The sequence below is a fragment of the Nonomuraea sp. NPDC050153 genome (assembly GCF_044460125.1).
GTDB lineage: Bacteria > Actinomycetota > Actinomycetes > Streptosporangiales > Streptosporangiaceae > Nonomuraea.
Genome location: NZ_JBITJQ010000020.1, coordinates 38,284 through 60,657 on the forward strand (window position 1 = coordinate 38,284; position 22,374 = coordinate 60,657).

The 22,374-nt window shown below is 68.7% G+C and carries 20 protein-coding genes, 2 tRNA genes and 2 pseudogenes; 13 read left to right on the forward strand and 11 right to left on the reverse strand.

Annotated features, from left to right (window positions below; translation table 11 throughout):
• Positions 1 to 18 precede the first annotated feature (18 nt).
• Together ACIBQ1_RS37440 and ACIBQ1_RS37445 are read left to right on the forward strand one after the other, a co-directional pair.
• Positions 19 to 900 carry a helix-turn-helix domain-containing protein gene (locus ACIBQ1_RS37440; RefSeq protein WP_397284292.1) on the forward strand — a complete coding sequence of 294 codons (882 nt, stop codon included), beginning with the start codon at positions 19 to 21 and terminating at the stop codon, positions 898 to 900.
• Between the two features lie 10 nt (positions 901 to 910).
• On the forward strand, positions 911 to 1,039 hold the full coding sequence (locus ACIBQ1_RS37445) for a hypothetical protein (protein WP_397284294.1): 129 nt from the start codon (positions 911 to 913) through the stop codon (positions 1,037 to 1,039).
• Here ACIBQ1_RS37445 and ACIBQ1_RS37450 read toward each other — a convergent pair.
• Positions 1,029 to 1,958 (reverse strand): U32 family peptidase, encoded by a 930-nt coding sequence (locus tag ACIBQ1_RS37450; RefSeq protein WP_397284296.1) that lies wholly within the window; start codon positions 1,956 to 1,958, stop codon positions 1,029 to 1,031. The two genes, ACIBQ1_RS37445 and ACIBQ1_RS37450, sit on opposite strands and share 11 nt — an antisense overlap.
• A gap of 132 nt (positions 1,959 to 2,090) precedes the next feature.
• On the opposite strand from ACIBQ1_RS37450, the gene ACIBQ1_RS37455 reads away from it, so the two are divergent.
• Complete coding sequence (locus ACIBQ1_RS37455; RefSeq protein ID WP_397284299.1) at positions 2,091 to 2,867, forward strand: IclR family transcriptional regulator; 777 nt, start codon at positions 2,091 to 2,093, stop codon at positions 2,865 to 2,867.
• Between the two features lie 138 nt (positions 2,868 to 3,005).
• Here ACIBQ1_RS37455 and ACIBQ1_RS37460 read toward each other — a convergent pair whose 3' ends face one another.
• From ACIBQ1_RS37460 to ACIBQ1_RS37485, 6 genes are all read right to left on the reverse strand, one after another.
• A complete protein-coding gene (locus tag ACIBQ1_RS37460) occupies positions 3,006 to 3,995 on the reverse strand; it encodes a LacI family DNA-binding transcriptional regulator (RefSeq protein WP_397284634.1) in 990 nt (329 codons plus the stop codon).
• Between the two features lie 306 nt (positions 3,996 to 4,301).
• Positions 4,302 to 5,552, reverse strand: a complete 1,251-nt coding sequence (locus ACIBQ1_RS37465; RefSeq protein WP_397284302.1) for an alpha-L-fucosidase — start codon at positions 5,550 to 5,552, stop codon at positions 4,302 to 4,304.
• Positions 5,545 to 7,143 carry a hypothetical protein gene (locus ACIBQ1_RS37470; RefSeq protein WP_397284305.1) on the reverse strand — a complete coding sequence of 533 codons (1,599 nt, stop codon included), beginning with the start codon at positions 7,141 to 7,143 and terminating at the stop codon, positions 5,545 to 5,547. Before ACIBQ1_RS37470 ends, ACIBQ1_RS37465 begins: the two co-directional genes overlap by 8 nt.
• Positions 7,144 to 7,146: 3 nt before the next feature.
• On the reverse strand, positions 7,147 to 8,007 hold the full coding sequence (locus ACIBQ1_RS37475; protein WP_397284307.1) for a carbohydrate ABC transporter permease: 861 nt from the start codon (positions 8,005 to 8,007) through the stop codon (positions 7,147 to 7,149).
• A gap of 29 nt (positions 8,008 to 8,036) precedes the next feature.
• On the reverse strand, positions 8,037 to 8,966 hold the full coding sequence (locus ACIBQ1_RS37480; RefSeq protein WP_397284309.1) for a carbohydrate ABC transporter permease: 930 nt from the start codon (positions 8,964 to 8,966) through the stop codon (positions 8,037 to 8,039).
• Entirely contained in the window at positions 8,966 to 10,276 is a 1,311-nt protein-coding gene (locus tag ACIBQ1_RS37485; RefSeq protein ID WP_397284313.1) for an extracellular solute-binding protein, read from the reverse strand. The genes ACIBQ1_RS37480 and ACIBQ1_RS37485 overlap by 1 nt, the downstream gene beginning before the upstream one ends.
• A gap of 150 nt (positions 10,277 to 10,426) precedes the next feature.
• On the opposite strand from ACIBQ1_RS37485, the gene ACIBQ1_RS37490 reads away from it, so the two are divergent.
• The 3 genes from ACIBQ1_RS37490 to ACIBQ1_RS37500 are packed head-to-tail and all read left to right on the forward strand — an operon-like array spanning position 10,427 to position 12,828.
• The gene (locus tag ACIBQ1_RS37490) at positions 10,427 to 10,990 is read left to right on the forward strand and encodes an integrase core domain-containing protein (protein ID WP_397284315.1); all 564 of its coding nucleotides are present in this window, start codon (positions 10,427 to 10,429) and stop codon (positions 10,988 to 10,990) included.
• A gap of 56 nt (positions 10,991 to 11,046) precedes the next feature.
• Positions 11,047 to 12,045, forward strand: coding sequence for a lysostaphin resistance A-like protein (locus ACIBQ1_RS37495; protein WP_397284318.1), 999 nt, complete (start codon positions 11,047 to 11,049; stop codon positions 12,043 to 12,045).
• Positions 12,046 to 12,075: 30 nt separating this feature from the next.
• The gene (locus tag ACIBQ1_RS37500; RefSeq protein ID WP_397284320.1) at positions 12,076 to 12,828 is read left to right on the forward strand and encodes a MerR family transcriptional regulator; all 753 of its coding nucleotides are present in this window, start codon (positions 12,076 to 12,078) and stop codon (positions 12,826 to 12,828) included.
• A gap of 2 nt (positions 12,829 to 12,830) precedes the next feature.
• Here ACIBQ1_RS37500 and ACIBQ1_RS37505 read toward each other — a convergent pair.
• Positions 12,831 to 12,938: pseudogene (locus ACIBQ1_RS37505) on the reverse strand (Tn3 family transposase); the annotation flags it as partial.
• A 46-nt stretch (positions 12,939 to 12,984) separates the two neighbouring features.
• Between ACIBQ1_RS37505 and ACIBQ1_RS37510 the strand changes: the two are divergent.
• Both ACIBQ1_RS37510 and ACIBQ1_RS37515 read left to right on the forward strand, forming a co-directional pair.
• Entirely contained in the window at positions 12,985 to 13,857 is an 873-nt protein-coding gene (locus ACIBQ1_RS37510; protein ID WP_397284323.1) for an alpha/beta fold hydrolase, read from the forward strand.
• A gap of 254 nt (positions 13,858 to 14,111) precedes the next feature.
• Positions 14,112 to 14,687: a hypothetical protein gene (locus tag ACIBQ1_RS37515; RefSeq protein WP_397284324.1), complete on the forward strand. Its 576-nt coding sequence runs from the start codon at positions 14,112 to 14,114 to the stop codon at positions 14,685 to 14,687.
• Between the two features lie 811 nt (positions 14,688 to 15,498).
• Here ACIBQ1_RS37515 and ACIBQ1_RS37520 read toward each other — a convergent pair.
• Entirely contained in the window at positions 15,499 to 16,287 is a 789-nt protein-coding gene (locus ACIBQ1_RS37520; protein ID WP_397284326.1) for a MerR family transcriptional regulator, read from the reverse strand.
• 816 nt (positions 16,288 to 17,103) lie between these two features.
• On the opposite strand from ACIBQ1_RS37520, the gene ACIBQ1_RS37525 reads away from it, so the two are divergent.
• Positions 17,104 to 17,880, forward strand: coding sequence for a (4Fe-4S)-binding protein (locus ACIBQ1_RS37525; protein WP_397284328.1), 777 nt, complete (start codon positions 17,104 to 17,106; stop codon positions 17,878 to 17,880).
• A 144-nt stretch (positions 17,881 to 18,024) separates the two neighbouring features.
• On the opposite strand, the gene ACIBQ1_RS37530 is transcribed toward ACIBQ1_RS37525, so the two are convergent.
• Both ACIBQ1_RS37530 and ACIBQ1_RS37535 read right to left on the reverse strand, forming a co-directional pair.
• A complete protein-coding gene (locus tag ACIBQ1_RS37530) occupies positions 18,025 to 18,963 on the reverse strand; it encodes a cyclase family protein (protein WP_397284331.1) in 939 nt (312 codons plus the stop codon).
• 497 nt (positions 18,964 to 19,460) lie between these two features.
• Positions 19,461 to 19,877, reverse strand: a complete 417-nt coding sequence (locus tag ACIBQ1_RS37535; RefSeq protein ID WP_397284333.1) for an NUDIX domain-containing protein — start codon at positions 19,875 to 19,877, stop codon at positions 19,461 to 19,463.
• A gap of 249 nt (positions 19,878 to 20,126) precedes the next feature.
• On the opposite strand from ACIBQ1_RS37535, the pseudogene ACIBQ1_RS37540 reads away from it, so the two are divergent.
• The 4 genes and pseudogenes from ACIBQ1_RS37540 to ACIBQ1_RS37555 form a co-directional block, all read left to right on the forward strand.
• Positions 20,127 to 20,480, forward strand: a pseudogene (locus tag ACIBQ1_RS37540) (cytochrome P450); the annotation flags it as partial.
• Positions 20,481 to 20,781: 301 nt separating this feature from the next.
• Entirely contained in the window at positions 20,782 to 22,152 is a 1,371-nt protein-coding gene (locus ACIBQ1_RS37545; protein WP_397284335.1) for a hypothetical protein, read from the forward strand.
• 42 nt (positions 22,153 to 22,194) lie between these two features.
• Positions 22,195 to 22,270 (forward strand) — tRNA-Lys (locus tag ACIBQ1_RS37550).
• A gap of 7 nt (positions 22,271 to 22,277) precedes the next feature.
• Positions 22,278 to 22,349 (forward strand) — tRNA-Pro (locus ACIBQ1_RS37555).
• The last annotated feature ends 25 nt before the right edge of the window (positions 22,350 to 22,374 follow it).

Below are 22,374 nucleotides of genomic sequence, written 5' to 3' on the forward strand. Positions count from 1 at the left end.
CCTCATATGGATGAAACGATGATCAGAAGGGAGGACAGCCCGCTGCCTGAAGGGTTCGCCGGCGGACGGATGCTGGTTGTCCCCCGGCCGATCGTGCGCAAGGCGCTCGGCCGACCCGTGACCAACCGGCTCCTGGTCACGGATTGCGGTTGCTTTCTCCGCGCCGCACGGCATGGAAGCTCCCGGCCCGACGGCGCCGGACAGCACATCCTTTTGGTCTGCACCGACGGTTCAGGGTGGTGCGAGACCGGCGATGGACGTTTCGCCGTTCGGCGCGGCGACGCGGTCCTCCTGCCCGCAGGAATGGCCCATGAGTACGGAGCCTCGGACCCCGATCCCTGGACCCTGTGGTGGTTCCACGCCGTGGGCGCCGACGCCGCGGAACTCGTCGACGCGGCGCGGGCAGCGGCCGGTGGGATCGTCACGCACCTTCGGGATCCCGCACCCGTCGCCAGTCTCATCTCCCAAGTGATCGACGGCCTCGACACCGGGACAACGGGAGGCCTCGTTCGCGCCGCCGGAGCAGCGTGGAACGCGCTCGCCCAGGTGGTCGCCACCGGCCGCCGTCCCCTCGGAACCTCGCTCAGCCCGGTCGAACGCGCCGTCGAGCACCTGCGTGCGACCACGCCTCAGCGCACCTCCGTGGAGTCCCTGGCCGCGATGGTCGGCCTGAGCACGTCCCAGCTCAGTGCTCTCTTCCGGGAACAGCTCGGGATCTCCCCGCTGAAGTACCAGACCCAGCTCCGCATGGCGCGCGCGCGGGAGCTGCTCGACCATTCCGGACTCACGATCAATGCCATCGCCCGCGAGTCCGGATATGACGACGCTCTGTATTTCTCCCGTAGGTTCACGGGCATCCATGGGCTGGCCCCTACGGCGTACCGGAACCGCGCGAGATGAGGCGCATCGCATGCACCCAGCGCCCCAGCCACCCGCTGCGGCATGGGGCAACGAGATGCAGGACGGGCTGCTCTTCCCCTACGGCTACTCCCCCACCGCCGGCGGTGCACCCGCGCCGGCCCGATTCCTCAACCTGTGACGGGCAGGGCGAGTCCGGCAGCGCCGGCTCGGGAGCAGACGGCCGTCGAACCGGCCCGCGCCAGCAGATCCAGTCCCAGCCTGGCCCTGCGGACCCGCTCGATCGACAGCGCCACCGAGGTCGCCTCCAAGTGGCTGCCGGACGGGTAGATGTCCGGGGCGTTGCGCAGCCCGAACTTCGCGTACACCGGTGCCGCCAGCTCCACCAGCCGGGGCAGCTCGTAGTGGCGGACGAAACCGCCCAGGTTGTCCGGTGACTCGACGTAGATGTCCAGCGGCTGGGCGACCGCGCTGCGGATGGCCCCGATCTGCGCGAGGGTGAGGTCGGTCGGCAGGTTGAGAGTGTCCGCGCCGAGGCCGGCGATCACCTTGGCGGTGGCCGGGTTCGCGATCGGGAGCATCACCGATATCTTGGCCTGCATGTCCGCGGGCAGCTCCCCGCTGTCGCGCAGCCGGCCGAACACGGAGAGCACGCCCAGGTCGGCGATCAGGACGCTGCGCACCCCCAGTTCGGCCGCCCTGCGGATCTCGTCCACCACGGCGACCAGCTGGTCCTGTCCGCGCACCGCCGGGGCCAGGCCTCCGCCGGCAGGGGCGCGGCTCATGGCGGAGGTGTCCCAGCCGGCGCACGGCCGGGCGAACAGGGACAGCTCCACGCCGGCGTCGCCGGCCATACCCACCATTTCGGTGATCTCGCCGTCGGTGAGCAGACCCACCCCGCTTCCCTGGGAGACCCGGGTGACCGGTACGTCCAGTCGTCGCGCCTCTCGCAGGACGGCGTCGAGGCTGGCCGGGCCCTCCACGCTGGGAATCTCCACGCGGTAGTGGGCCCCGTCGGGAAATCGGCCAGGAGACGGCGGCGCGGACCCCTCGTCGGCAGGCAGCCCGAGGCGAACGAGCAACTCATGGGTGATTGACATGGTGCTCCCGTATCCCTATTGTTCGAAATCTCGAACAAGGTTCGACATATCGGCATGCGGAGGCTAGCCATCTCTGCTCGCAGTCGTCAATGCCGGCGGACGTCGGCTCCGGCCGGCCGGCAGGAGGCAGCGATGGCCCGAACAGTGCCGGCGGTCAACCGGGCGCTCGACATTCTCGAGCTGTTCCTCGCCGAAGGCGCACTGGCCGCCTCCGACATCACCGCCCGGCTCGGACTACCCCGGACCACCGTGCACGAGCTGGTGAACACGTTGGTCGATCGCGGCTACCTGGTAGCCGAGCCGAGCGCCCCGATCCGGTACCAGCTGGGCATGAAGCTCTTCGAGCTCGGCGGGCATTTCGCCGACCGCCTGGACCTGGCCAGGCAGGCCCGGCACGCGGCCTCCGAGGTGGCCGCCGCCTGCGACGAGGGTGTGCACGTGGCAGTACTGGACGGAGCCGAGGTGGTGTACATCGCCAAGGTGGACAGCACTCATCCGGTACGGATGGTCTCCGCGGTCGGCCGCCGGCTCCCGGCGCACTGCACCGCGGTCGGCAAGATGCTGCTCTCCGCCCTGACCCCGGAGGCACTCGAGTCGCGTTACCCGCACGACCGGCCCCTCCGGCCGATGACCGCGAACAGCATCACCACGCACGCCGGGCTACGCGCGCAACTGGCGGAGATCCGCCGCACAGGCGTGGCCTATGACAACTGCGAGTCCAACGAGGCGGTCGCCTGCGTCGCCGTCGGCGTGCTTGACCACAGCGGCCGCATGGTGGCCGCGATGAGCGTCTCGGTGCCCACCCTCCGCTGGACCGACCGGCGCCGAGAGCAGTGGACCGACCTCGTCCGCGCCGGCGCCGCCACGCTCTCCCTGCGCCTGGGTCACCACGACGGCGCGCAAGCGTAGCGCGACGCGCGGCCACGCCCCCCGGCGAAGAACCGGGACATGGCGCGCCTGGAGGCCGGGCCGCCCCTTTGAGCCCGGGACCCGAGGTCGCCTCTATGCGCCCGGGAGCGGGGCTGCGCCTGACCCGCGGGGCTGCCTCTACGAGCCCGGCATCCGGGCGGTGCTCTCGCGGACGATCAGCCGGGTCGCCAGCTCGACCCGCAGCGTCTCCGGCTGCTCGCCGTTGATGAGCTGGACGAGCAGCCTGACGGCCATGCCGGCCATGTTCGCCAGCGGCTGCCGAACGGTGGTCAGCGGCGGGGCGATCCACTGGGCGAACGGCAGGTCGTCGAAGCCCACCACGCTGACGTCCTCAGGCACCCTCAGGCCGCACTCCTTCGCCGCCCGGTACGTGCCCAGCGCCTGAAGGTCGTTGCCCGCGAACACGGCCGTCGGCCGGTCGGGCAGCCTCAGCAGCTCCAGGGACAGCCGGTAGGCGGGCTCGTGGGAGTAGTCGCCGTGCCGGATCAGCTCGGGGGCGGGCTCGATCCCGGCCTGATCGAGTGCCGCGCGGTAGCCGTCCAGCCGCACCCGCGAGGTCAGCCGCCCCGCCGGGCCGGTGATCATCGCGATCCGCCGGTGACCCAGCTCGATCAGGTGCCGCGTGGCCGACAAGCCGCCCTGCCAGCTCGTCGAGCCGACCGCGGGGGTGTCCGGGCTCTCGTCCTCCGACGGCTGCACCACGACGAACGGGATGCCCATGCGTTCCAGCTCGCGTTCCTGCTCGGCGGAGAGCTCGGAGACGACCAGGATCGCGCCGAGCGAGCCCCGGTTGCCGAGCGCGTCGAGCCAGTGCCGGGCCAGTTTGCTCCGCCGGTGCACGGCCGACACGACCAGGCCCATGCCCTCGGCCTGCGCGGCCTCCTCGGCGCCGCGGATCAGCTCGACGGCCCAGGGGTTGTCCAGCTCGTTGATGACGAACTCGGTCAGGCCGCCGGGGTGCTCGCCGTGGCCGGGCAGCGTGTAGCCGTGCTGGCCGAGCAGCCGCTGGATCCGGCCGCGGGTCTTGGGGGAGACATCGGACCTGCCGTGAAGAACTTTCGACACCGTCGAAGGTGAGACCCCCGCCTGGGCGGCGATGTCCGCCATGGTCCTGCGGCGGGGGACAGTCACGTCGTCCACTTCAAGCCCTCCACTGGAACGCCTTCCCGATCAGAAATGTGCCTGCCCGCCGGACCCTTGACGATCTCCGACGTTTGGCGAACGTTGCCGCCAGATCTTGTTTCGCAATCTTTCGCAACCCGTCGGGAGCGGTGATGCAGGTCTTCGGCGGCTCCGCCAGGACCACGGCGATGCCACCTACTCCTTCAAGCGCGGGCCCTACGGCCGCGCCGGCATGGCGAGCAGGAACGACGTCTACGTCAAGAACATCCACATCGAGGCTGGCCGGGAACCTCAGAGGAACAGCTCGATCACGGGGACGGCGACGTCCGGCGGCTCCACGGGCAGTTCCAGGGTCAGCGTGTCCTCGGGGATCGCGATCGAGTGCACGTGCCCGTTGTCGTACGCCGGGTCCGGCGCCCAGGTGCGGATCTCGGACCCGTCGTGCAGCAGTTGCGCGTACCGGACCTTGCCCGCCAGCCCCGGCAGGTGCAGGTGCCGGAACGGCCACGAGAAAATGTGCACGTACAGCCGGTCGCCGCGCTGCGTGTAACGGCAGTCCGCGGGCGCCTCGAACTCGCTGACTCCCGCCCCGTAGATCGACCGGCTGTGCGACCGCATCCAGTCGCCGATCTCGCGCAGCGTCTCCAGCGCCCGCGGCTCGAACTCGCCACGGCCGTTCGGTCCCACGTTGAGCAGCAGGTTGCCGTCCTTGGACACCGAGTCGACCAGCATCTTGATCAGCATGTCCGGTGACTTCCAGGTGTGGTTGTCCCGGTAGTAGCCCCAGCTCCCGTTGAGGGTCTGGCACGCCTCCCAGACCGCCCCGATGGGGCCGGTCGGCTGGTATGCCTCGGGTGTGGTGAAGTCGCCCGGCAGTTCCAGCCGGTCGTTGAGCAGGATGTCCGGCTGGAGGCCGCGGATCTTCTCGACGAGCTCCTCCGAGCGCCACTCGGCCTTGCCCTTGCCGCCGTACACCGGCTTGCCCTGCCTGATCCGGTTACTGTAGGAGAAGTCGAACCACAGCGTGTCGATGGGGCCGTAGCGGGTCAGCAGTTCCTCGACCTGGCCGTGCAGGTAGTCGGCATATTTCGTGACATCGCGTTCGGGGAGGTTCCCGCCCTCGACGTACGCGGGGTGCAGCCCGTCGATGGGGAAGTCCGGGTGATGCCAGTCCAGTAGCGAGTAGTAGAACCCGACGCCCAGCCCCCTCCTCCGGAACGCCTCCACGAACGGCCCGATCAGATCCTTGCCGTACGGCGTGCCGCTGACGCAGTAGTCGGTCAGCTCCGAGTCCCACAGGCAGAACCCGTCATGGTGCTTGGCGGTCAGCACCGTGTACCGCATCCCGGCCCGGTCGGCCGCCTCCGCCCAGGCCTCCGGGTCGTACAGGTCGGGGTCGAAGTGCTCGAAATAGCGCTGGTAATGCTCGTCGGAGAGCCGCTCGCGCTGCTTGACCCACTCGTGCCGGGCGGCCAGCGCGTACAACCCCCAATGGACGAACAACCCGAAACGCCGCTCCCTGAAGGTGTCGGTCCTAGACATGGCGGAAACCTCTTTCGTGGAGTTGGGCCGCGTACAGCGACGGGATCTGCAGGTCGGCCTCGCCGACGCCCTCGACGTGGCCGATCGGCTGCGTGAACGGACCGCTGGCGTTCACCACGGCGTTCCTCGCGCCGACGACGTAGTTCTGTGCGGTGGGCGGCTTCTGCACGACGATCTGGGTGCCGGACATGTCGCATCCCCAGGCCACGGAATGGGCCGCCGACCAGCCGTGCGACGTACCCCACCAGCCCCGGTTGTACAGGCCGAGCGTCAGCGTGCGATGCGGGTTGACCTCGCGGTGGCCGTCGAAGAGCAGGCCCGTGTTCCAGCGCCGATGACCCTCGCTGGTGTTGTAGGTCTCCTCGGAGGTCCCGCGCAGGAAGACGATCCCCGAGTTCGAGGCGGCGCCGTTGCAGATGAACGCGTGCCTGGCCTTCGTGGCGTGGCAGTCCTTGAAGAGCACGAGCTGGGCGAACGGGTGGGCACAGAAGTTGTAGCGGTTCCCGCCCGCGGAGGTCGCGCCGGTCGGCTCCAGCGCGCGGCAGTTGTCGACCGTGACCCGGGTCGCCTCCCACGCCTCCATCCCGACCTGCCAGAACCGCAGTGCCGTGCAGTCGCGGATCCAGGCGTCCTCGGCGCGGAAGACGCGGATGGCGTTCTGCACCGCCGACTTGTCCACGAACGGGTCGCCGGTGAACTCGACGTCCACCCGCAGCCGCTCGACGCCCACCTGGGTGACCACGCCGGCCCGGTCGGTCTTGTAGAGGTACGACTGGGACAACGACCGGTCCAGGTGGTTGTAGACCGGCGCGTCGACGGTCACCTGATTGCCCCGGATGTCGGTGATGTAGCGGTTGTAGAGGATGGGCTCCTCATCCACGTTCCACGGCCGGCCGGTGTCGTGCCCGCCGTAGTCGATGGCCTTCAGCCACCCCTCCGAGCAGGGATGGAAGATGATGACGTTGTCGCCGGGCCGCAGCCCGCGGGCGTCGGCGACCTCGAACGAGCGCGCGCCCACCTGGACGAAGTCGGAGACGATATCGGTACGGGTGCCCGGCACCTCGCCCCGCCAGGCCGACCAGTTCACCGGCCCCTCGCCACCCGCGACGATCACGGTGCGGTTCGCCGCTCCCGCGGCGGTGGCCATGATGACCGAGTTCTCCGCCGGATCCTCGCCGTCTCCCGAACCACGCAACACGGTCCTGCTGGAGCGCACGTAGATCGTCCCGGACACCGGGTAGCGGCCCGGCAGGAGCAGCAGCGCCCCGCGCCGGTGCTCGGGCAGCGCCGCGATCTCGTCCAGCGCGGCCTGGATGTGGGCGGTGTTGTCGCCCTCGATCGGCCCGATCGTCTTGACCACGCGCAGGCGCGGGAGCGGCCGCTCACCGTTGCGGTAACCGGCGTGGCTGAAGTCGGGGACGCGGTTGCGCTCGGCGTCCTCGGCGTAGACGAGCCTGCCGTGCCTGCGGTACACGAGCGTCGAGCGCCAGGAGCCGGCCTCGGCGTGGGCGGACGGCGCCCCGGCCATGCCGGTGAGCGCGAGTGCGCCGCCTGCCGCCAGCAGGGTGCGGCGGCTGAGATCGTGAGTCATGAGCTATCCCTTCACAGCCCCGGCCACCAGGCCGGACAGGAACGTACGTTGGAAGGCCAGATAGACGATCAAGCTGGGCAACATGGCGACGAGCGCCCCGGCGAGCAGCGGGCCGGGCCCGATCTCCGGATTGGTGCGCAACATCGACAGCCCCACCCCGATCGGGTAGTTGTCCGGGGTCTCGGCCACGATCAGCGGCAGCAGGTACTGGTCCCAGACCATGTTGAAGCCGAAGATCGTGATCACGCCGAGCGCCGGACGGCACAACGGCAGGATGACCTGCAGGAAGATACGCAACTCACCGGCGCCGTCAACGCGGGCGGCCTCCTCCAGTTCGGCCGGGATCTCCTTCATGAACTCGCTGATCACGAAGATCGAGAACCCCCACGCGCCCAGCGGCACGATCATCCCCAGCAGCGACCCCCTGAGCGAGACGCCCAGCAGCGGCAGATCGTTCAGCACCAGCGACAGCGGGATCGCGATGACCTCATCGGAGATCATCATCGTGGCCAGGATGGCCACCAGCACGAACGCCTGCCCGCGAAACCGCTTGCGAGCCAGCGCGTACCCGGCGAAAACGCTCACCGTCACCTGCAGCAGCAGCCCGCCACCGGTGATGAACAGCGAGTTCATGAAGAACCGCCACAGACCCTGATCAGCCGCCACCTCGAAGTTCACCAGCGTCGGGTTCGACGGGAACAACGACATCCGGCTGGGGTCGTTGCTCCGGTCGAACGCCCCCGTGAAGATCGCCAGCAGCGGCCCGCAGAAGACGACGAGCACGACGACGTAGATGAGGATCCGGGCCGCGGACGCCAGGGGGTGCTTGCGCCCCCAGGCCCAGCCGAGCGTGGTGTCAAACATCGAGCTCCCTCACCTGGGCGAGCGTGGTCTCAGACATTGAGCTCCTTCCGCCTGCGGTAGAGCGTGACCGCGGCCGTGAGCAGCAGCGTCGCCACGAACAGCACCACCGAGGCGGCGGTGGCGAAGCCCATGTCGCCCGTGCGGAAGCCGGTGGCGAAGATCCGCGTCATGATCACGTCGGTGGCGCCCGCCGGACCGCCGCCGGTGAGCACGTAGATCTCGGTGAACACGCGCAGGCTGCGGACGCAGGCCAGGATGATGAGGATCGTCACGACCGGCCGGAGCGCGGGGATCGTGACGTACCTGATCCGCTGCAACAGGCCCGCGCCGTCGATCGCGGCCGCCTGGTAGAGCTGCCGGTCGATCCCGGCCAGCCCGGCCAGGATGATCATCATGTCGTACGGCGCGCCCTTCCAGATCCCGACCAGGATCACCCAGCCCAGAGCGCCGTTCGGGTCGTCCAGGAACTTCTGGGTGTCGCTGCCGAACCAGCCGAGCAGGGTGTTGAGCATGCCCTCCTCGCCGGGGAAGTACAGCAACCGCCACACTTCCGCCACCACCGCGGTCGCCGTGACCACCGGCAGGAAGGCCGCCGTACGGACGAACCACAACGTCCTGGCCTTGCCCTCCAGCAGCAGCGCGAGCACGAACCCGAGGAGGATCGAGCCGCCGGTCTGGCCCACCGCGTACACCAGGGTGTGCGCGGTGGCGTCGCGGAAGGCCTCCTCGGCGAAGACCCGGCGATAGTTCTCCAGCCCCAGCCACTCGTTGCCGAGGAACGGCTGCACCTTGAAGAAGCTCAGCCACATGCCCTGGGCCATCGGGATGTACTTGAAGTAGAGGAAGAGGATCAGCGCGGGCGCCAGGAAGAGCCACGGCACCAGGGCCGCGTTCCGCCTGCGCGCTGTTTCGGTCCGGCTCGCCGGGGCGACGGCGGCGCGCTCCGTGGTGAGCGTCATCAGCCGACCTTCTGCGCGGTCAGCTCGGTCTTGAAGGCCCCGGCCAGCTCGGTCAGCGCCGCCTGCACGTCGGTGCCGCAGTCGGCGAAGACCTTGTTGAGCGTCTCGGCCGACTTCTGCCGGAACGGCTGCCAGTTCGGCACGTTCGGGAAGTACTTGCCGTCCTTCTCGTAGATCTCCTTGATGGCCGTCCAACGGTCGTCCTGGCGTTCGGTGAACACGTCCACGCTCTTGTTCACGGGCAGCTTGACGATCGCGCCGTCGGAGTTGCCCGCCATGCCGATCTTCTGCGCCTCAGGCGTGATGAGGTACTCGGCCAGCTTCTTCTGCTGGTCCTGGAGCTTGGAGCCGGCCATCAGGTAGACGTTCTCGCCCTCGGCCATCGAGGCCGCCCCTGCCGGGCCGGCCGGCGAGGGAATCACCTCGTACTTGTCCTTGCCCAGGCTCTTGTCGAACCGGCCGAACAGGTACGGGCCGGTCAGGTAGATGCCGGCCTTGCCGGTCTCGAAGAACGGGTGGGCGTCCTTGGTGACCAGGGTGAGCGCGCCGGGGATGACGAGCTTGTCCTTGCAGAAGAGGTTCTGCAGCCACTTGACGGCTTCGACGGACTTCGGCTGGTCGATGGCAGGCGTGAACTTGCCGCCCGACTCGGTCAGGAACTCCCCGCCGCCCTGCCAGATGTAGGTGGAGGCCCACCAGGACGCGTACCCGCGCTCGGTGGAGGCCGGGACGACCATCCCGTACGTGTCGGCCTTGCCGTTGCCGTCCGGGTCCTTCTCCTGGAACGCCCTGGCCAGGGCGACCAGGTCCTCCCACGTCTTCGGGACCTCGGCGCCGACCTTCTCCCGCCAGTCCTTCCTGACGAGCGTGGCGACGGTCTGCACGGTGTACGGCACCGCGTAGTACTTGCCGTCGTACCCCTTGGCCTGCTCCCACGCGCGTTCGTGCAGCTCGCCCTGGCCCGCGATCTGGTTGCGGTCCACCGGGCCGATCAGCCCTTGGCTGACGTTCGTCCCGAGCATGCCTGAGTCGTTGATGATGATGTCGGGCAGGTTGCGCGCGGCGACGGCCTCCTGCACTTTGCCGTCCCAGTTGTCGAGGACCGGCACGTACTTGGTCTTGATGCCGGTCTTGGCGGTGAACGCGGCCAGCACCTTCTTGGTCACCTCGGCGGACGCGGGCGAGGCCCGGTTCCAGACCTCGAGCAGATCGTCGTCGGCGGCCGATGAGGAACCTCCGCAGGCTGACGTCGAGGCGATGAGACCGGCGGTCAGTGCGAGGGTGGCGAGCGAACAGCGGGGGGAGGGCATACGGCACTCCATACCTCAAGCGAAGGGAGTGAGTTGCGAAACCTTTCGCAACTTCGATATGCCCGGTAACGTAGAGGAAACATCGGATGTAGGTCAAGATCTGGCGGCTCTGGATGGTGGTGAACCACATGCGCGCGGGACGGAGGTCGGATGTATTTCACGCCGAGGGCCCAGCATCACCAGGCCCGGCTGGTATCAGGGCTGGCATCACGCGGGCCCCATACCCGGCGACTGCACCTGGCCGGTGCGACCGCGCACCCGAGCGGGGCATGGACGGTGCAGCAGGCTCGCAATCTGGTGATGGATATCGGTGACCGCATCGCCCGGCTGCGGTTCGTGATCCACGATCGGGACCCGCTCTTCACCTCCGCCTTCCCGGAGGCCTTCGAAGGCGAAGGGCTGCGGATCATCACCACATTGCCGCGGACACCGAGGATGAACGCCATCTGCGAGCGCGTTATCGGCACTCCGCGCCGTGAACTCCTGGACCGGATCCTGATCCTCGACGAACGCCACCTGACCCGCGTGCTCCATGAGTATCTGATCCACTACAACGGGCACCAGCCGCATCAGTCCCGGAACCAACGCTCCCCGGACATCGAAGCGCAGCCTACCCGGCACGTGACCGACCTCAACGACCTACGAGCCATCCGTCGTTGCAGGCACGATCAACGAATACCACCACGCCGCGTAACCGCAGCTCAGGCCATGTAACTCAATATTCGAGCGGTACACCGCTTGAGTGTGCCCCCAGGACACGGTGTTCGCTGGTGCGTGCAACAACCATCTCGACCCAGGAGGACCACCCGATGTCCGTGCCAGGACCCGGCCAGACCCCGAACACGGCAGCGCGCCCGAGCTCACCGCACCAGGCCGACGACCCGGCATCCGGACGTCGCGAGCCGGGTGTCGACGGCTCCCGGCCGTTCGGTGCCCACGTCCGCATGAGCTGGTGGAGGCCGCTGGTCGTCCTCGTCGTGCCGCCGGTCGTGATGGTGCTCCTGCAGATCCTGCTGTACCAGGTCGTGGGCGTCATCGAGGGCAGCGACGACCCGATGTCCGCCACCTTCACCCCGCTGAAGCTCCTGGCCGTCAACCTGAGCATTGGCATCTCGGGCGTGGTGGCGATCCTGCTGCTGGCACGGCTGGCGAAGGTGCCGTGGCGCAGCCTGATCAGCTCGCCACGGGCGTTCGACGGTCGACGCCTGGCGCAGTACCTGCTCGGCGCGGCCCTGCTGGTGGGCGCCGGCATCGGCGTGGTGGCGCTGGTTGCCCCCGAGTCCCCGGGCTGGGTCGCGTTCGGTGTCTCCGGGACGACGATCCTCATGCTGGTGGTCACCGTGCTGAGCACCCCGCTCCAGTCCGTCGGCGAGGAGCTGATGTTCCGCAGCGCCGTGCTGCCCGCCGCCGCGTCCTGGGTGCGCGCGGTTCGCCCGGCCCTCGCCGTCGGTCTGGTGGTCTCCAGCCTGGCCTTCGCGGTCGTTCACGGCTCCAGCGACCCCTGGCTGTTCGGCTACTACACCTTCATCGGCGTGGCCACGGGACTGATGGCGATCATCAGCCGCGGCATCGAGGCGCCGGCCGCGTTCCACATCGCCAACAACGTCCTGTTCTCGAGCGTCAACACGCTGATGGCAGACGGCGAGGGATACACCATCGACCGGTCCACCGACACCGGTGACGCGGCCCTCCTGATCCTCGCCGCCGTCAACATCGCCATGGTCGTCCTCGTCTGGGTACGCGAGCGACGTACACGGATCACGACCTAGAACCGGCACCGGACGACGAGGTGAGGACCCATGACCTGGAGCACACGCGAGATCGCGGACCTGGCGGGCATCACGGTGAAGACGGTGCGCTACTACCACCAGGTCGGGCTGCTCGACGAGCCCGATCGCGAGCCCAACGGCTACAAGCGCTACGAGGTGCACCACCTGACGCGGCTCCTGCAGATCAAGCGCCTGACCGGGCTCGGCGTGCCGCTCGCGCAGGTGGCCGAGATGGGCACGAGCGGCGAAGGGCAGGCCTCCGTCTTCCGGACCGTCGACGCCGAGCTCGGGGCGACGGTCCGGCGGCTGGAGAGCATCCGGCGAGAGCTGGCCATCCTGGCGCAGCCGGGTGCGTCACCGGAGGTGCCGACCAGCTTCAGCGGCCTCGTCCAGGACCTGCGCGACAACGACCGCGCCCTGCTGACGATCTACGCCCAGCTTTTCTCGGACGAGTCGATGGAGGTGCTGCGCCGGACGCTCGAAGCACACCCGAACGACGACCTCGACGAGGCGTTCCGCGACCTGCCCGAAGACGCCGACGATGCCACCCGGCAGGCCCTCGCCGAGCAGCTCGCGCCCTTCATCGTCCCGGGCGCCACCGCACACGGCGTGACGCTGGAGCCGCGGGCCACCACGCCAGGCCAGGCCGAGGCGGCGCGGCGCGCCGCCGGTCACGCCCTCAGGGCGCTCTACAACCCCGCGCAGGTCGACGTGCTCCGTCGAGCGCACCTGCTCCACGAGGCCGACGACGACGGTGCAGACACCGGTGACGACGCCCCGTGACCCCCCTCGATGATGTAGACCGCCTCCCCCACCCCGCACGGCACGAACCTGGAGAACAGCGCGAAGTAGTTGTCGGCAATGTGGTGGTAGGCGATGCCTCCATAGCCGCCAGCAAGTGGCCAGCGTTGGGCTGGTCAGCATCCGAAAAGGAAGATCATGGGATACATCACCGTTGGAAACGAGAACAGCACGCCGGTCGAGCTGTATTACGAGGACCAAGGGGCGGGTCAACCGGTCGTCCTCATCCACGGCTACCCGCTGAACGGGCACAGCTGGGAGCGTCAGACGCGCGAACTCCTCGGGTCCGGGTACCGGGTCATCACTTACGACCGTCGTGGATTCGGGCAGTCGTCGAAGGTCGGCTCCGGTTATGACTACGACACCTTCGCCGCAGACTTGAACATGGTCCTGGAGACCCTGGACCTGCGCGATGTGGTGCTGGTCGGCTTCTCGATGGGCACGGGGGAACTGGCCCGGTACGTGGCACGCCACGGGCATGAGCGCGTGGCGAAGCTCGCGTTCCTCGCCTCGCTCGAACCGTTCCTCGTCGCCCGCGACGACAACCCCGAGGGGGTTCCACAGGAGGTGTTCGACGGCATCTCCGCGGCCGCGAAGGGCGACCGGTACGCCTGGTTCACGCGGTTCTACTCGGACTTCTACAACCTGGACGAGAACCTCGGCTCCCGGATCAGCCAGGAGGCCGTCACCGCCGGCTGGAACGTCGCGATCGGCAGCGCCCCGGTCGCCGCGTACGCGGTCGTCCCGTCCTGGATCGAGGACTTCCGCAGTGATATCGAGGCGGTGCGCGCCAGCGGCAAGCCGGCGCTGATCCTGCACGGCACCAAGGACAATATCCTCCCCATCGACGTCACCGGGCGTCGCTTCCACGCGGCGTTCCCCGAGGCCGACTATGTCGAGATCGAAGGCGCCCCACACGGTCTGCTCTGGACCCACGCCGACGAGGTGAACACCGCACTGAACACATTCCTCAACAAGCAGGACACCGATCGGCGGAGAGCGGTCGCCTGAGTCGTCGAGGTCATCGCGTCATCCAGGTTCAGTTCAAAACGTCACCGACGCCGGTTCGGAACAGTTCAAGCACTCGCACACAGGTCGTTGTCGCCCCGGCCGAATACACCTCAGGTGCGTTCCGCCACCCCTGTCGCGCGAAGGAAAGGTCGCGTGCTCCGGGTGGCTTGACCCTGTCCCGGGAACGCGGTTTCCACTGGGAACAGAGTCGAGATGGCTCGACATAACGGTCTGCACCCACAAGGAATCCCTTCATGAATCCACTTGAGCAACTCGTCAGCAGCTTCCAAGATCTCGTGGGACAGGTCCCCGAGCTCATCCAACCTGTCGTCGTGATGCTCGCCGGCGCGATCCCGTTCATCGAGGGCGAGGTGGCGTCGTTGATCGGTGTGGTGGGGGGCCTCAATCCCATCGTGACGGGCATCGCCGCAGCCGCGGGGAACTATATCTGCGTTCTCCTCGTGGTATTCCTCACCTCAAGGACTCGCACCGCCGTCGTGAACCACCTCACGACCCATACCGTGGCGGACGGGGAAGCCGCGGGCGTTCCCGGATCCGCGGCGGACGCCGCTCACCAGGAGGGTACGCCCGCCAAGCCCGAGTCCAAGGGCCGCAAGCGCTTCAAGAAGTGGCTTGTCCGTTTCGGGGTTCCTGGCGCGAGCCTCCTCGGCCCTCTCGCCATCCCGACCCAGTTCATGTCCGCGATGCTCGTCGCCGGCGGGACGCCGCGAGCGTGGGTGTTGCTCTGGCAGGCTGTAGCGATCGTTCTCTGGACGACCATGGCGACCGTCTCGGCCTGGCTCGCGCTCCATCTCGTCGTTCCGGTCTGAACAACCGCCGACACAGCCCGTGGGGTGGCCCGAGACGCTTTGCGACCGCCCCTGGCAGGTGTCGGCGGGCCTCCTGGCCGGGGTGAGACAGCCGGCTCGACGTCGCCGCCCGTGCCCGGTGCGCCGAGACGTGGCCCACGGGCGATGCACACCGTGCCCAAGCAGTACGCCTGTACGTCGCCGGCACATGATCACGTACTCGAGGGCGGGATACGGCGCATCAAGCCACGCCACCGGCCGGACGGTCACCGGCACGGCCGCCGGCTGTGCCTTCCTGCTCACCCACCTTGGCGTCACGCGCTACCTGGTTGTCGGGTGGTCGGCCGGCGGGCCGCATGCGCCGGCCAGCGCGGCGGTGGCCCCTGGGGAGCATTGAGGACGTGCTGCTCGTCGCCTCGTTCGCGCCGTTCGACGCCGAAGGCCTCGACTACGTCGACGGCATGGGCGCACAGAACGTCGCACAGTTCGGAATGGCCGGACACGGCGAACCGGCGATGCGCGAGCTCGTGGGACAGATGGCTTCGGCGGTCCGGGGCCACACGCCAGCAGATGTCGCGACCGAGATGGCCTCCTTGCTGCCTCCGGTGGACCTGGCCGTGCTGACCGCCGAGTATGGCGCGGACAACGCGGCCAACATGGATCATGGCTTGTCCAGAGGAGACGAGGGCTGGGTCGCGACGGCAAGGCCCTCTGGGCTGTGGACGCCGACCAACGCGACCTGCTCGACGGGCCACAGCACCGTGCGCGGGCGTGAACTACAGCAGTTGCTGGGCATTACTGTCCTTGGTCGTGAGTCTCCCGACCGGAGGAGTCAAGCGGGATTCGTGTCGTCCTCGGCCGCCTGCGCGAGGCCCAGTTGCTGGTGCGCGAGGATGCTGGCCCGGGTGAGCACGTCGATCTGTGCGGTATTGCGGAGCGCGGCTACGGCGTCGATCACCGTCTGCTGAGTGGCGTGCTCGCTCTTGGACAGGCGCCCTTCAGGGTTGGTCAGCCACGGATAGTCGATGAGGTTCTGGGCGATGAGCGGTGCAAGCCTCTCGGCGAGGCTCTGCCGGGTGGCCTCGTCCGAGTCCGGAGGAAGAGCGTCCAGCTCCGCGTTGACGGGATCGGTGTCGGTTTCCGCTATGCGCTGCAGGTCTTTCAGAGCCTCGTCGTCGTACAGCCGGGTGTAGACGTGGATGAGGGAGGTGTCGGCCGCGGACAGATGCCCAGCGGCGGACTCGAAGCCCGCCGGGGTGTCCGCCGGCGCGCCGTCGCGCAGAATGACGGCGATGTCGGAGCGGGCCTGGCGCAGGCGCTCCATCTCGGCTGCGAGCTGGGCGTCGACCTGGCGCAGCACCTCCGGGGGAACGTCCCCGTTCGACTTCGCCACGCCGATCTCGGACAGCGGCACCCCGAGCTCCACAAGGCGACGGATGCGCAGCAGGCAGACAAGATGCGGTACGCCGTACTGCTTGTATCCGTTGTAGCGGCGCTCCGGCTCCTCGAGCAGGCCGAGCCGGTGGTAGTGCCGGATGGTGTTCACCGTGGTGCCGGCGAGCTCGGCGAGTTCCCGGGTGCTCCAGGCCATGTCTGTCCCTTCCTGGATCACATCGGACACGGATGCATATCGTGGCCGGCGCCTGGAGGTCCACGCGATGATCGCGATGCGGGTCCACGGGATTTGACGTGATCCCACCGTCGAGTCAAGTCCGCAGGAGAGTCCTCGACACTGTGTGTTCCTATCGGTCCTCGCGGGCACGATAGCACAGCGGATCCCATCGGTACGCAAGCTCCTCACCGCCTGTGGCCGGGCCGCGCGAAGGTACTCACCGCGGCGAAGACACCGCGCACATAATCGGCATAGGTGACCGCGACAGCGTCATACGAGGTCGTCGGTGTCCATGCACGGCCCAGTGATCCGTGCTCATGAGCTCGTCGGCGGCCGACGCGTGGGTTTGTGCGCCATTTGCGACCGCGTTCCTCTACGGGAACCGACCGCCCCTCCGGGCCCGAGGGGCCGGACTGGGTACGGACTGCGGCCATCGTGCCGGCGGCACCGCTGGTCAGTGCACACGCTGTTCGATCGCGGATCCGGTGTTCCCGCCACGGGGTCAGTCGAGAGCCGCAACGCCGGCCATCTCCATGTCGCGAACTTGACTCTGTTCCTACAACACACTGTCGGCTTGCCGTCGACCATCTGCAAATCAGGTGGGTCACTGTCGCTCGCTCATCGACGGAAGGGACGCCTCATGAACGCCGGAAGACGGCTTGTCGCGGTGATCGCGGCGCTGGCCGGCACGATCGTCACTGCCGGCGGCGCCTTCGCGGATACCACCGCTCCGTCGCCGGCCGCTACGCTCTCGCCGGATCGGACCAGCGCGGCAGAGAGCCGTAAGGTCGACGCGGTGCCGACGCCCGTGCCGGCCTGGTCGGCATGCGTCGAGATCGCCGAGTGCGCCACGGTCCGGCTGCCGCTGGACTACGACCAGCCGCGTGGCGCCACCACCGAGGTCGCCGTCCTCCGGGTCAAAGCCAAAGACCAGGCGAACAAGATCGGCAGCCTGTTCGTCAACCCGGGCGGCCCCAGCATTCCGGCCACCAAGCTCGCCCTCGCCGCGCCGAGCTTCATGAGCGACGAGCTGCTCGACCGGTTCGACATCGTCGGCGTGGATCCACGCGGCATCGGATCCGGCCAGAACGTCCGGTGCTTCGCATCGGGCGAGGACCAGGCATCGGCCCTGGACAACCTCGGCGTCCTGTTCCCGGTCACCAAGGCCGAGAAGCGGGCGTACATCAAGGGCTCGGAGCAGTACGGCCGAGCCTGCTCCACCACCGGCAAGCCGCTGTCCGGCGCGATGTCCACCGCCGCGCCGAATGCGTCCGCGGTTTGCCGGAGGTCTTCGACCCGGGTGAGCGCCCGTGGATCCGGCCGGACGGCGCCGAGGCCGAGCGTCTGGCCGAAGTGGTGCGGCGCTGTCCCTCGGGTGCGCTGCAGTACGAACTCGTGGACGGAGGGGCGGAGATTCCGGACCGGCCCACGCAGATCACGCGCAACTCCGTCGGACAGTTGATCGCGCGCGGCGAGTTGAGCGTGGACACGGCGGCAGGCCCACGCGCGGAGACCAGGGTCATTCTGTGTGGTTGCGGGCAGAGCCGTCTTCAGCCGTACTGCGACCACCTGGGGCCATGCGGTCAGACAGCGTCGGGCTGACCCTGTCCGGCGCCAGAACTGATGCAGTGGGTCTTGCCTGGTCTTCCAGGCTTGACTCAGGGTGGGCGTGTCCTCACCGACCACGACCGCGTTCCAGTTGCGGGCCGGATCCTTCATGGCGTCGCACCTCCTCGTGAACCGCGGTCAGAATGTGGCGATCGGGTTGACCGGGCTGCCGGACGTACCGGCGAAGCGGACCGGCGCGACTGCGAGGTGGAAGTCCCACTGGCCGAGCTCGGCGGCCGTGGTCGCGCACGCCTCCAGGTCGCAGTTGTCGAGCATCCACAGACCCATCGCGACGAGGCTCACGGCGTGAACCGGCATCAACACGTCTTCGTACCCCGACGGCTGAACGTCCTGGGGGGTGTCAGCGCCGATCAGCGCGACCTCCCGTTCATGCAGCCACGGCAGGCAGGACGCGTGCCAGCCGGCCTGCGTGAAGCCGTTGACCGCACCGGTCTCGTGCCGGGCGCGGCCATAGCCGGTCCGCAGGAGTACCGCGTCGCCGGGTCGCACCCGCACACCCTGGCGACGCTCGGCCTCTTCGAGATCGTCGGGAAACACACCCTGACCCGGTTCCAACCATGGCACATCCCGCACGCTCGCGATGTCCAGCAGGACACCACGCGTGCTGATCCCGTTCGCCGCCGCCGTGACGGACGCCCACGCCGATCCCGTTGCGGCGTCGACCAGCGAGTGCGACCGCCCGTTGTACATCGTGCCGTCCCAGAAGATGTGGCACGGCGAGTCGACGTGGGTGATGGTGTTGCCGTGGAACATGATGCCGAGCCGCTCGTTCGAAAAGCCCCAGCGCCGGTCGGCGTGGAATGCGGGCACCGGCATGTTCTCGGCACCCGGCATGTCGGCGGCGCACGGGCACGTCGTCGTCGACCGCTCCATGTCTTGCGGTACGGCAACCTCCCATGCACACGACACGCTCCTGCCGTGGCGCACGGCCCGCGCCGCTGCCAGCCGGACGTCGTCGGTGATGTGGTTGAGAGTGCCGAGCTCGTCGTCGTCGCCCCACCGTCCCCAGTTCGACAGTGTGTTGAAATACCCGAGCACGTCGTCCTGTGTGGGCATCGGTCGCTCTGCTGTCATCCCAGCATCGGCTCCTCCGGTCACGCGGTTCGAGGCACCGAAGGCAAGGTATCCCGCCCTCTCCTTTGACATGCCAAGGCCCGCTGAGCCGGCATGCTACAAGATCAGCGGGCTGGTTGCGTCCGCGGAGGTGGTGCATGAGTTGAGCGACGTGGATGTAGAGAAGCATCGCGCGGTACGCCTCACGTTGCTGAGTTTGATGTTTCGCCTGGTCAGTGGTCTCGCACCACTCAGGCGGCTGCCACGACTGGCTTCGTTCGCGAGATCGGGCGCCAGATGTTCGCGACTTCGGCGCCACGTTGCCGGCGCCGCGTGCCGAGATGTTCGTGAGAACCGGCACCACTTGTGGATCTTGCCCGCCGGTGGAGCCGGCGGTAGCTCCGGAGCCCGTTCACCCTCCGTGCAATCAATCATGAACCGAGCCGGGTGCGAGTGCGCGGATCTGCCGGTGAGCGCGCACCCTGGCTTCCGGAGCGACGTCACGTGACGAGCACGGCGGTGAGCATCGAGAGATACGACTCGTGGGCGAGACGCAGGCTGTCAAGGTCGGACGTCTCGAACCACGCCACAGCGTCGTGCTCGTCCGGCGCGGCGTTGACGGGTGTTCCGGTCCACCTGTCGACCAACCAGATCTGCATGTCGAACGTCGCGGTCCGGATCTCATGCATCGGCGGGCCGGACGGCCCCGATGCCGTGATTCCCAACTCCTCCCGAAGCTCGCGGACAAGGCTCTCCTTCGGATCCTCCCCCTCCTCAACATGACCGCCCGGCAGGTCCCACACGTCGGGATACCAACGCCGTCCGGCGCTTCGATGACACAGCAACACCCGATCGCCGTCGCGCAGAACGGCCGTCACAATCCGGACCGGACCGGAGCCGTCAGCGGAGATCGTCATCGGCCCATTCTGACCCATGCGGATCTGCCGCAGACAGGGCGCGTCCCGCCTCCGAGACCCGTCACCGTGCGTGAGCGGTGCGCTGGCCGACGACAGACGTATCCCGCCCCCACCGAGGGGTGGCGTCCGAACTCACGAACAAAGCCACACGACGGTGGACCCCGACCGGACTCGTCGATGGCAAGACCCACGCACCGTCCCGCCGGATACGAAACAACCGTCAACGTCATCGACCAGGCCATCTTCGCCATGCTCACGTCCTCCGACCAGCTCGATCTCGTCCGCGCCGACCAGGTCGCCTGGGAGGACGTGGTGGAGGAGACCCTCCGCGCCGAGCCCGCCATCAAGTACCTGCCGCTGCGCTTCGCCGTGACCGATATCAAGCTGCCCGACGGACAGGTCATCGCCGCGGGAGAACCCATCCCCGCCGCATACGGGGCCGCCAACCGTCACCCGGGCTGGCACGGGCCGGACGCCGACACCTTCGACGTCACCCGCAAGGTGAAGGACCACCTGGCGTTCGGGTACGGCGTGCACTTCTGCCTCCGCGCTCCCCTGGCCCGCCTCGAAGTCGCGGAGGTTCTGCGTCAGCTCTTCGAGCGCTTCCCCGCCAAATCACTCGCGGCACCGGCCGACGCGTTGCGGCCGATACCCACGCTCATCAGCAACGGTCGCCAGGAGCTCCCCGTGTACCTGCGCGCCGTCGAGCAGGAGTACCCGTCTCGCGGACCGGACCGGGGCACCCTGCTCACGGTCCGACCGATTCCCCACGGCTGGCGCGCCGGCGAAGACGCCTCCCATGATGGGCCGGCCAGGGATAAACCAGTCGATCGTCGCGCCGGATCCGGCAATCATGGAGCCCATGAGGAACCGCACCCCGCGGCCGCGATCCCATCGCGAGATCATGATCGAGTTGCACGGCTCGCTGGACCGCCGCTACCGCCCGGAAGATGTCGCCGACCTGGTGCTGCAGGCGTTGGAGGGGCGGCTGACCCGGCGCGAGCGTGTGGTGCTGGAACGCGCCGCCAAGCACTCCTCGCGAGGCGCGGCGTGGTTCTCCTCCATGTCGAGCGACTACGCCCGCCCGGTGGGCGGGGCACGGCAGGTGGCGGCGGCCACCCGGCTGTTCGGGCGGTCGGCGGAGGTGGATCCGGACGATCCGGAGTCGCTGCTGGAGTTCGCCGCGAGCGTGGGGCGCTCGATCCGGTGGACGCCCGAACGCGGCGACTTCCTGGCCGACCGGCTCAACCGGCAGGCCCGCGACGAGGCCGGGATGGACCTCTCCAAGCGGCAGTACAACCGGCGGTTCCGGATGCTGCGCAGAGTCGCGGCCAAGGCCGGGACCCTGGCCGTCGAGCAGGACAAGCGGCACCTGCTCATGGTCGGGGTCACCGGCTTCGCGGCGGAGGTGCCGCTGGAGCGGTTCGCCGCGGACGTCGACGCCGCCTGCTTCGTGGCGTACTACACCGCGCGCCGCAAGTTGCGCAGGGAGTTCAGCCTGGCCGGGCGGGACAATCCGTTCGACGAGATCGCCTCGCTGCTGCTGGACCGGTGTACGAGCCGCTCCGACTGGTGGATGATCGCCCAGGTGCGCACCAGTTCGGACGTGCTGGAGCACCTGAGCGAGCAGGAGCGGGGCCTGCTGCTCGGCCGCTGGTCGTCGGTCCTGCGGCACAGTGCGGCCATGCTGCGCGAGCGCTGGCAGCCGGACACCGACCGGGAGACGATGATCGTCCGGCGCGGCCATGACTCCACCACCTGGAACAACCTGGCCGTCGCCTACAACGCCGCCCGCGCGGGCTGGCTGTCCTGCCTGACCGCGCTGAACGCCCTCGAACTGCTGGACGCGGCATGTCCCGGCAAGGTGATGCGGCTGATGGCCGCCGACCTGGCCGCCTGGCACCGTGCCTCCGGCGGCGACGTCGATCCCAACACGAGGGTGTGGGCGACGCTGCCGCCGCCGTGGGCGGTGCTCGACGGCGCCGCGACCTGTACGCGCGCCGAGGTCGAGTCCGCCTGCCGCCGCGCCGGCCTCGATCCTGCCTCCTCCGGCTGGACGGCGGCCGCGCCGCCGCGGGCCATGGCGGTGTTCCGGCCGACGCCGGAGCTGGTCCACGGCGTGACCATCGGCGACCCGGTATGGGCGGCGCTGCTGCGCCGGGCCGGAGTGTTCAGCGGCAGGCACGTCAAGCAGGAACTCGCCGCCGAAGCCCGGCACGGGCTGCGGTCCGGAGTCGTGCTCAGCGACCTGCCGGTGAAGGACCATCCCGCATAAAAGGGGTGGCGCGCACCGGGCTGCGCCCAGGAGACTGGAGTCGGCCACGCCGTAGTTCAGTGGTAGAACGCCTGGCTCTTCAACCAGGTGGACGCCGGTTCGAGCCCGGTCGGCGCCGGCCGGTCCTCGTTGTAGCTCAGTGGTAGAGCGCCCGGCTCGGGACCGGGTGGACGCCGGTTCGAGCCCGGTCAACGAGGCCGTACGGCATTGCCCTCGCCGCTT

Excerpts from the sequence above, each read along its gene's own strand:
- ACIBQ1_RS37440 (WP_397284292.1), top strand. The coding sequence starts at position 19 with ATGATCAGAAGGGAGGACAGCCCGCTGCCTGAAGGGTTCGCCGGCGGA.
- ACIBQ1_RS37450 (WP_397284296.1), bottom strand. The coding sequence starts at position 1,958 with ATGTCAATCACCCATGAGTTGCTCGTTCGCCTCGGGCTGCCTGCCGAC.
- ACIBQ1_RS37485 (WP_397284313.1), bottom strand. The coding sequence starts at position 10,276 with ATGCCCTCCCCCCGCTGTTCGCTCGCCACCCTCGCACTGACCGCCGGT.
- ACIBQ1_RS37455 (WP_397284299.1), top strand. The coding sequence starts at position 2,091 with ATGGCCCGAACAGTGCCGGCGGTCAACCGGGCGCTCGACATTCTCGAG.
- ACIBQ1_RS37545 (WP_397284335.1), top strand. The coding sequence starts at position 20,782 with ATGATCGAGTTGCACGGCTCGCTGGACCGCCGCTACCGCCCGGAAGAT.
- ACIBQ1_RS37470 (WP_397284305.1), bottom strand. The coding sequence starts at position 7,143 with ATGACTCACGATCTCAGCCGCCGCACCCTGCTGGCGGCAGGCGGCGCA.
- ACIBQ1_RS37480 (WP_397284309.1), bottom strand. The coding sequence starts at position 8,966 with ATGACGCTCACCACGGAGCGCGCCGCCGTCGCCCCGGCGAGCCGGACC.
- ACIBQ1_RS37500 (WP_397284320.1), top strand. The coding sequence starts at position 12,076 with ATGACCTGGAGCACACGCGAGATCGCGGACCTGGCGGGCATCACGGTG.
- ACIBQ1_RS37465 (WP_397284302.1), bottom strand. The coding sequence starts at position 5,552 with ATGTCTAGGACCGACACCTTCAGGGAGCGGCGTTTCGGGTTGTTCGTC.
- ACIBQ1_RS37535 (WP_397284333.1), bottom strand. The coding sequence starts at position 19,877 with ATGACGATCTCCGCTGACGGCTCCGGTCCGGTCCGGATTGTGACGGCC.
- ACIBQ1_RS37490 (WP_397284315.1), top strand. The coding sequence starts at position 10,427 with ATGTATTTCACGCCGAGGGCCCAGCATCACCAGGCCCGGCTGGTATCA.
- ACIBQ1_RS37445 (WP_397284294.1), top strand. The coding sequence starts at position 911 with ATGCACCCAGCGCCCCAGCCACCCGCTGCGGCATGGGGCAACGAGATG.
- ACIBQ1_RS37525 (WP_397284328.1), top strand. The coding sequence starts at position 17,104 with ATGCGTCGAGATCGCCGAGTGCGCCACGGTCCGGCTGCCGCTGGACTA.
- ACIBQ1_RS37460 (WP_397284634.1), bottom strand. The coding sequence starts at position 3,995 with ATGGCGGACATCGCCGCCCAGGCGGGGGTCTCACCTTCGACGGTGTCG.
- ACIBQ1_RS37510 (WP_397284323.1), top strand. The coding sequence starts at position 12,985 with ATGGGATACATCACCGTTGGAAACGAGAACAGCACGCCGGTCGAGCTG.
- ACIBQ1_RS37515 (WP_397284324.1), top strand. The coding sequence starts at position 14,112 with ATGAATCCACTTGAGCAACTCGTCAGCAGCTTCCAAGATCTCGTGGGA.
- ACIBQ1_RS37475 (WP_397284307.1), bottom strand. The coding sequence starts at position 8,007 with ATGTTTGACACCACGCTCGGCTGGGCCTGGGGGCGCAAGCACCCCCTG.
- ACIBQ1_RS37530 (WP_397284331.1), bottom strand. The coding sequence starts at position 18,963 with ATGCCCACACAGGACGACGTGCTCGGGTATTTCAACACACTGTCGAAC.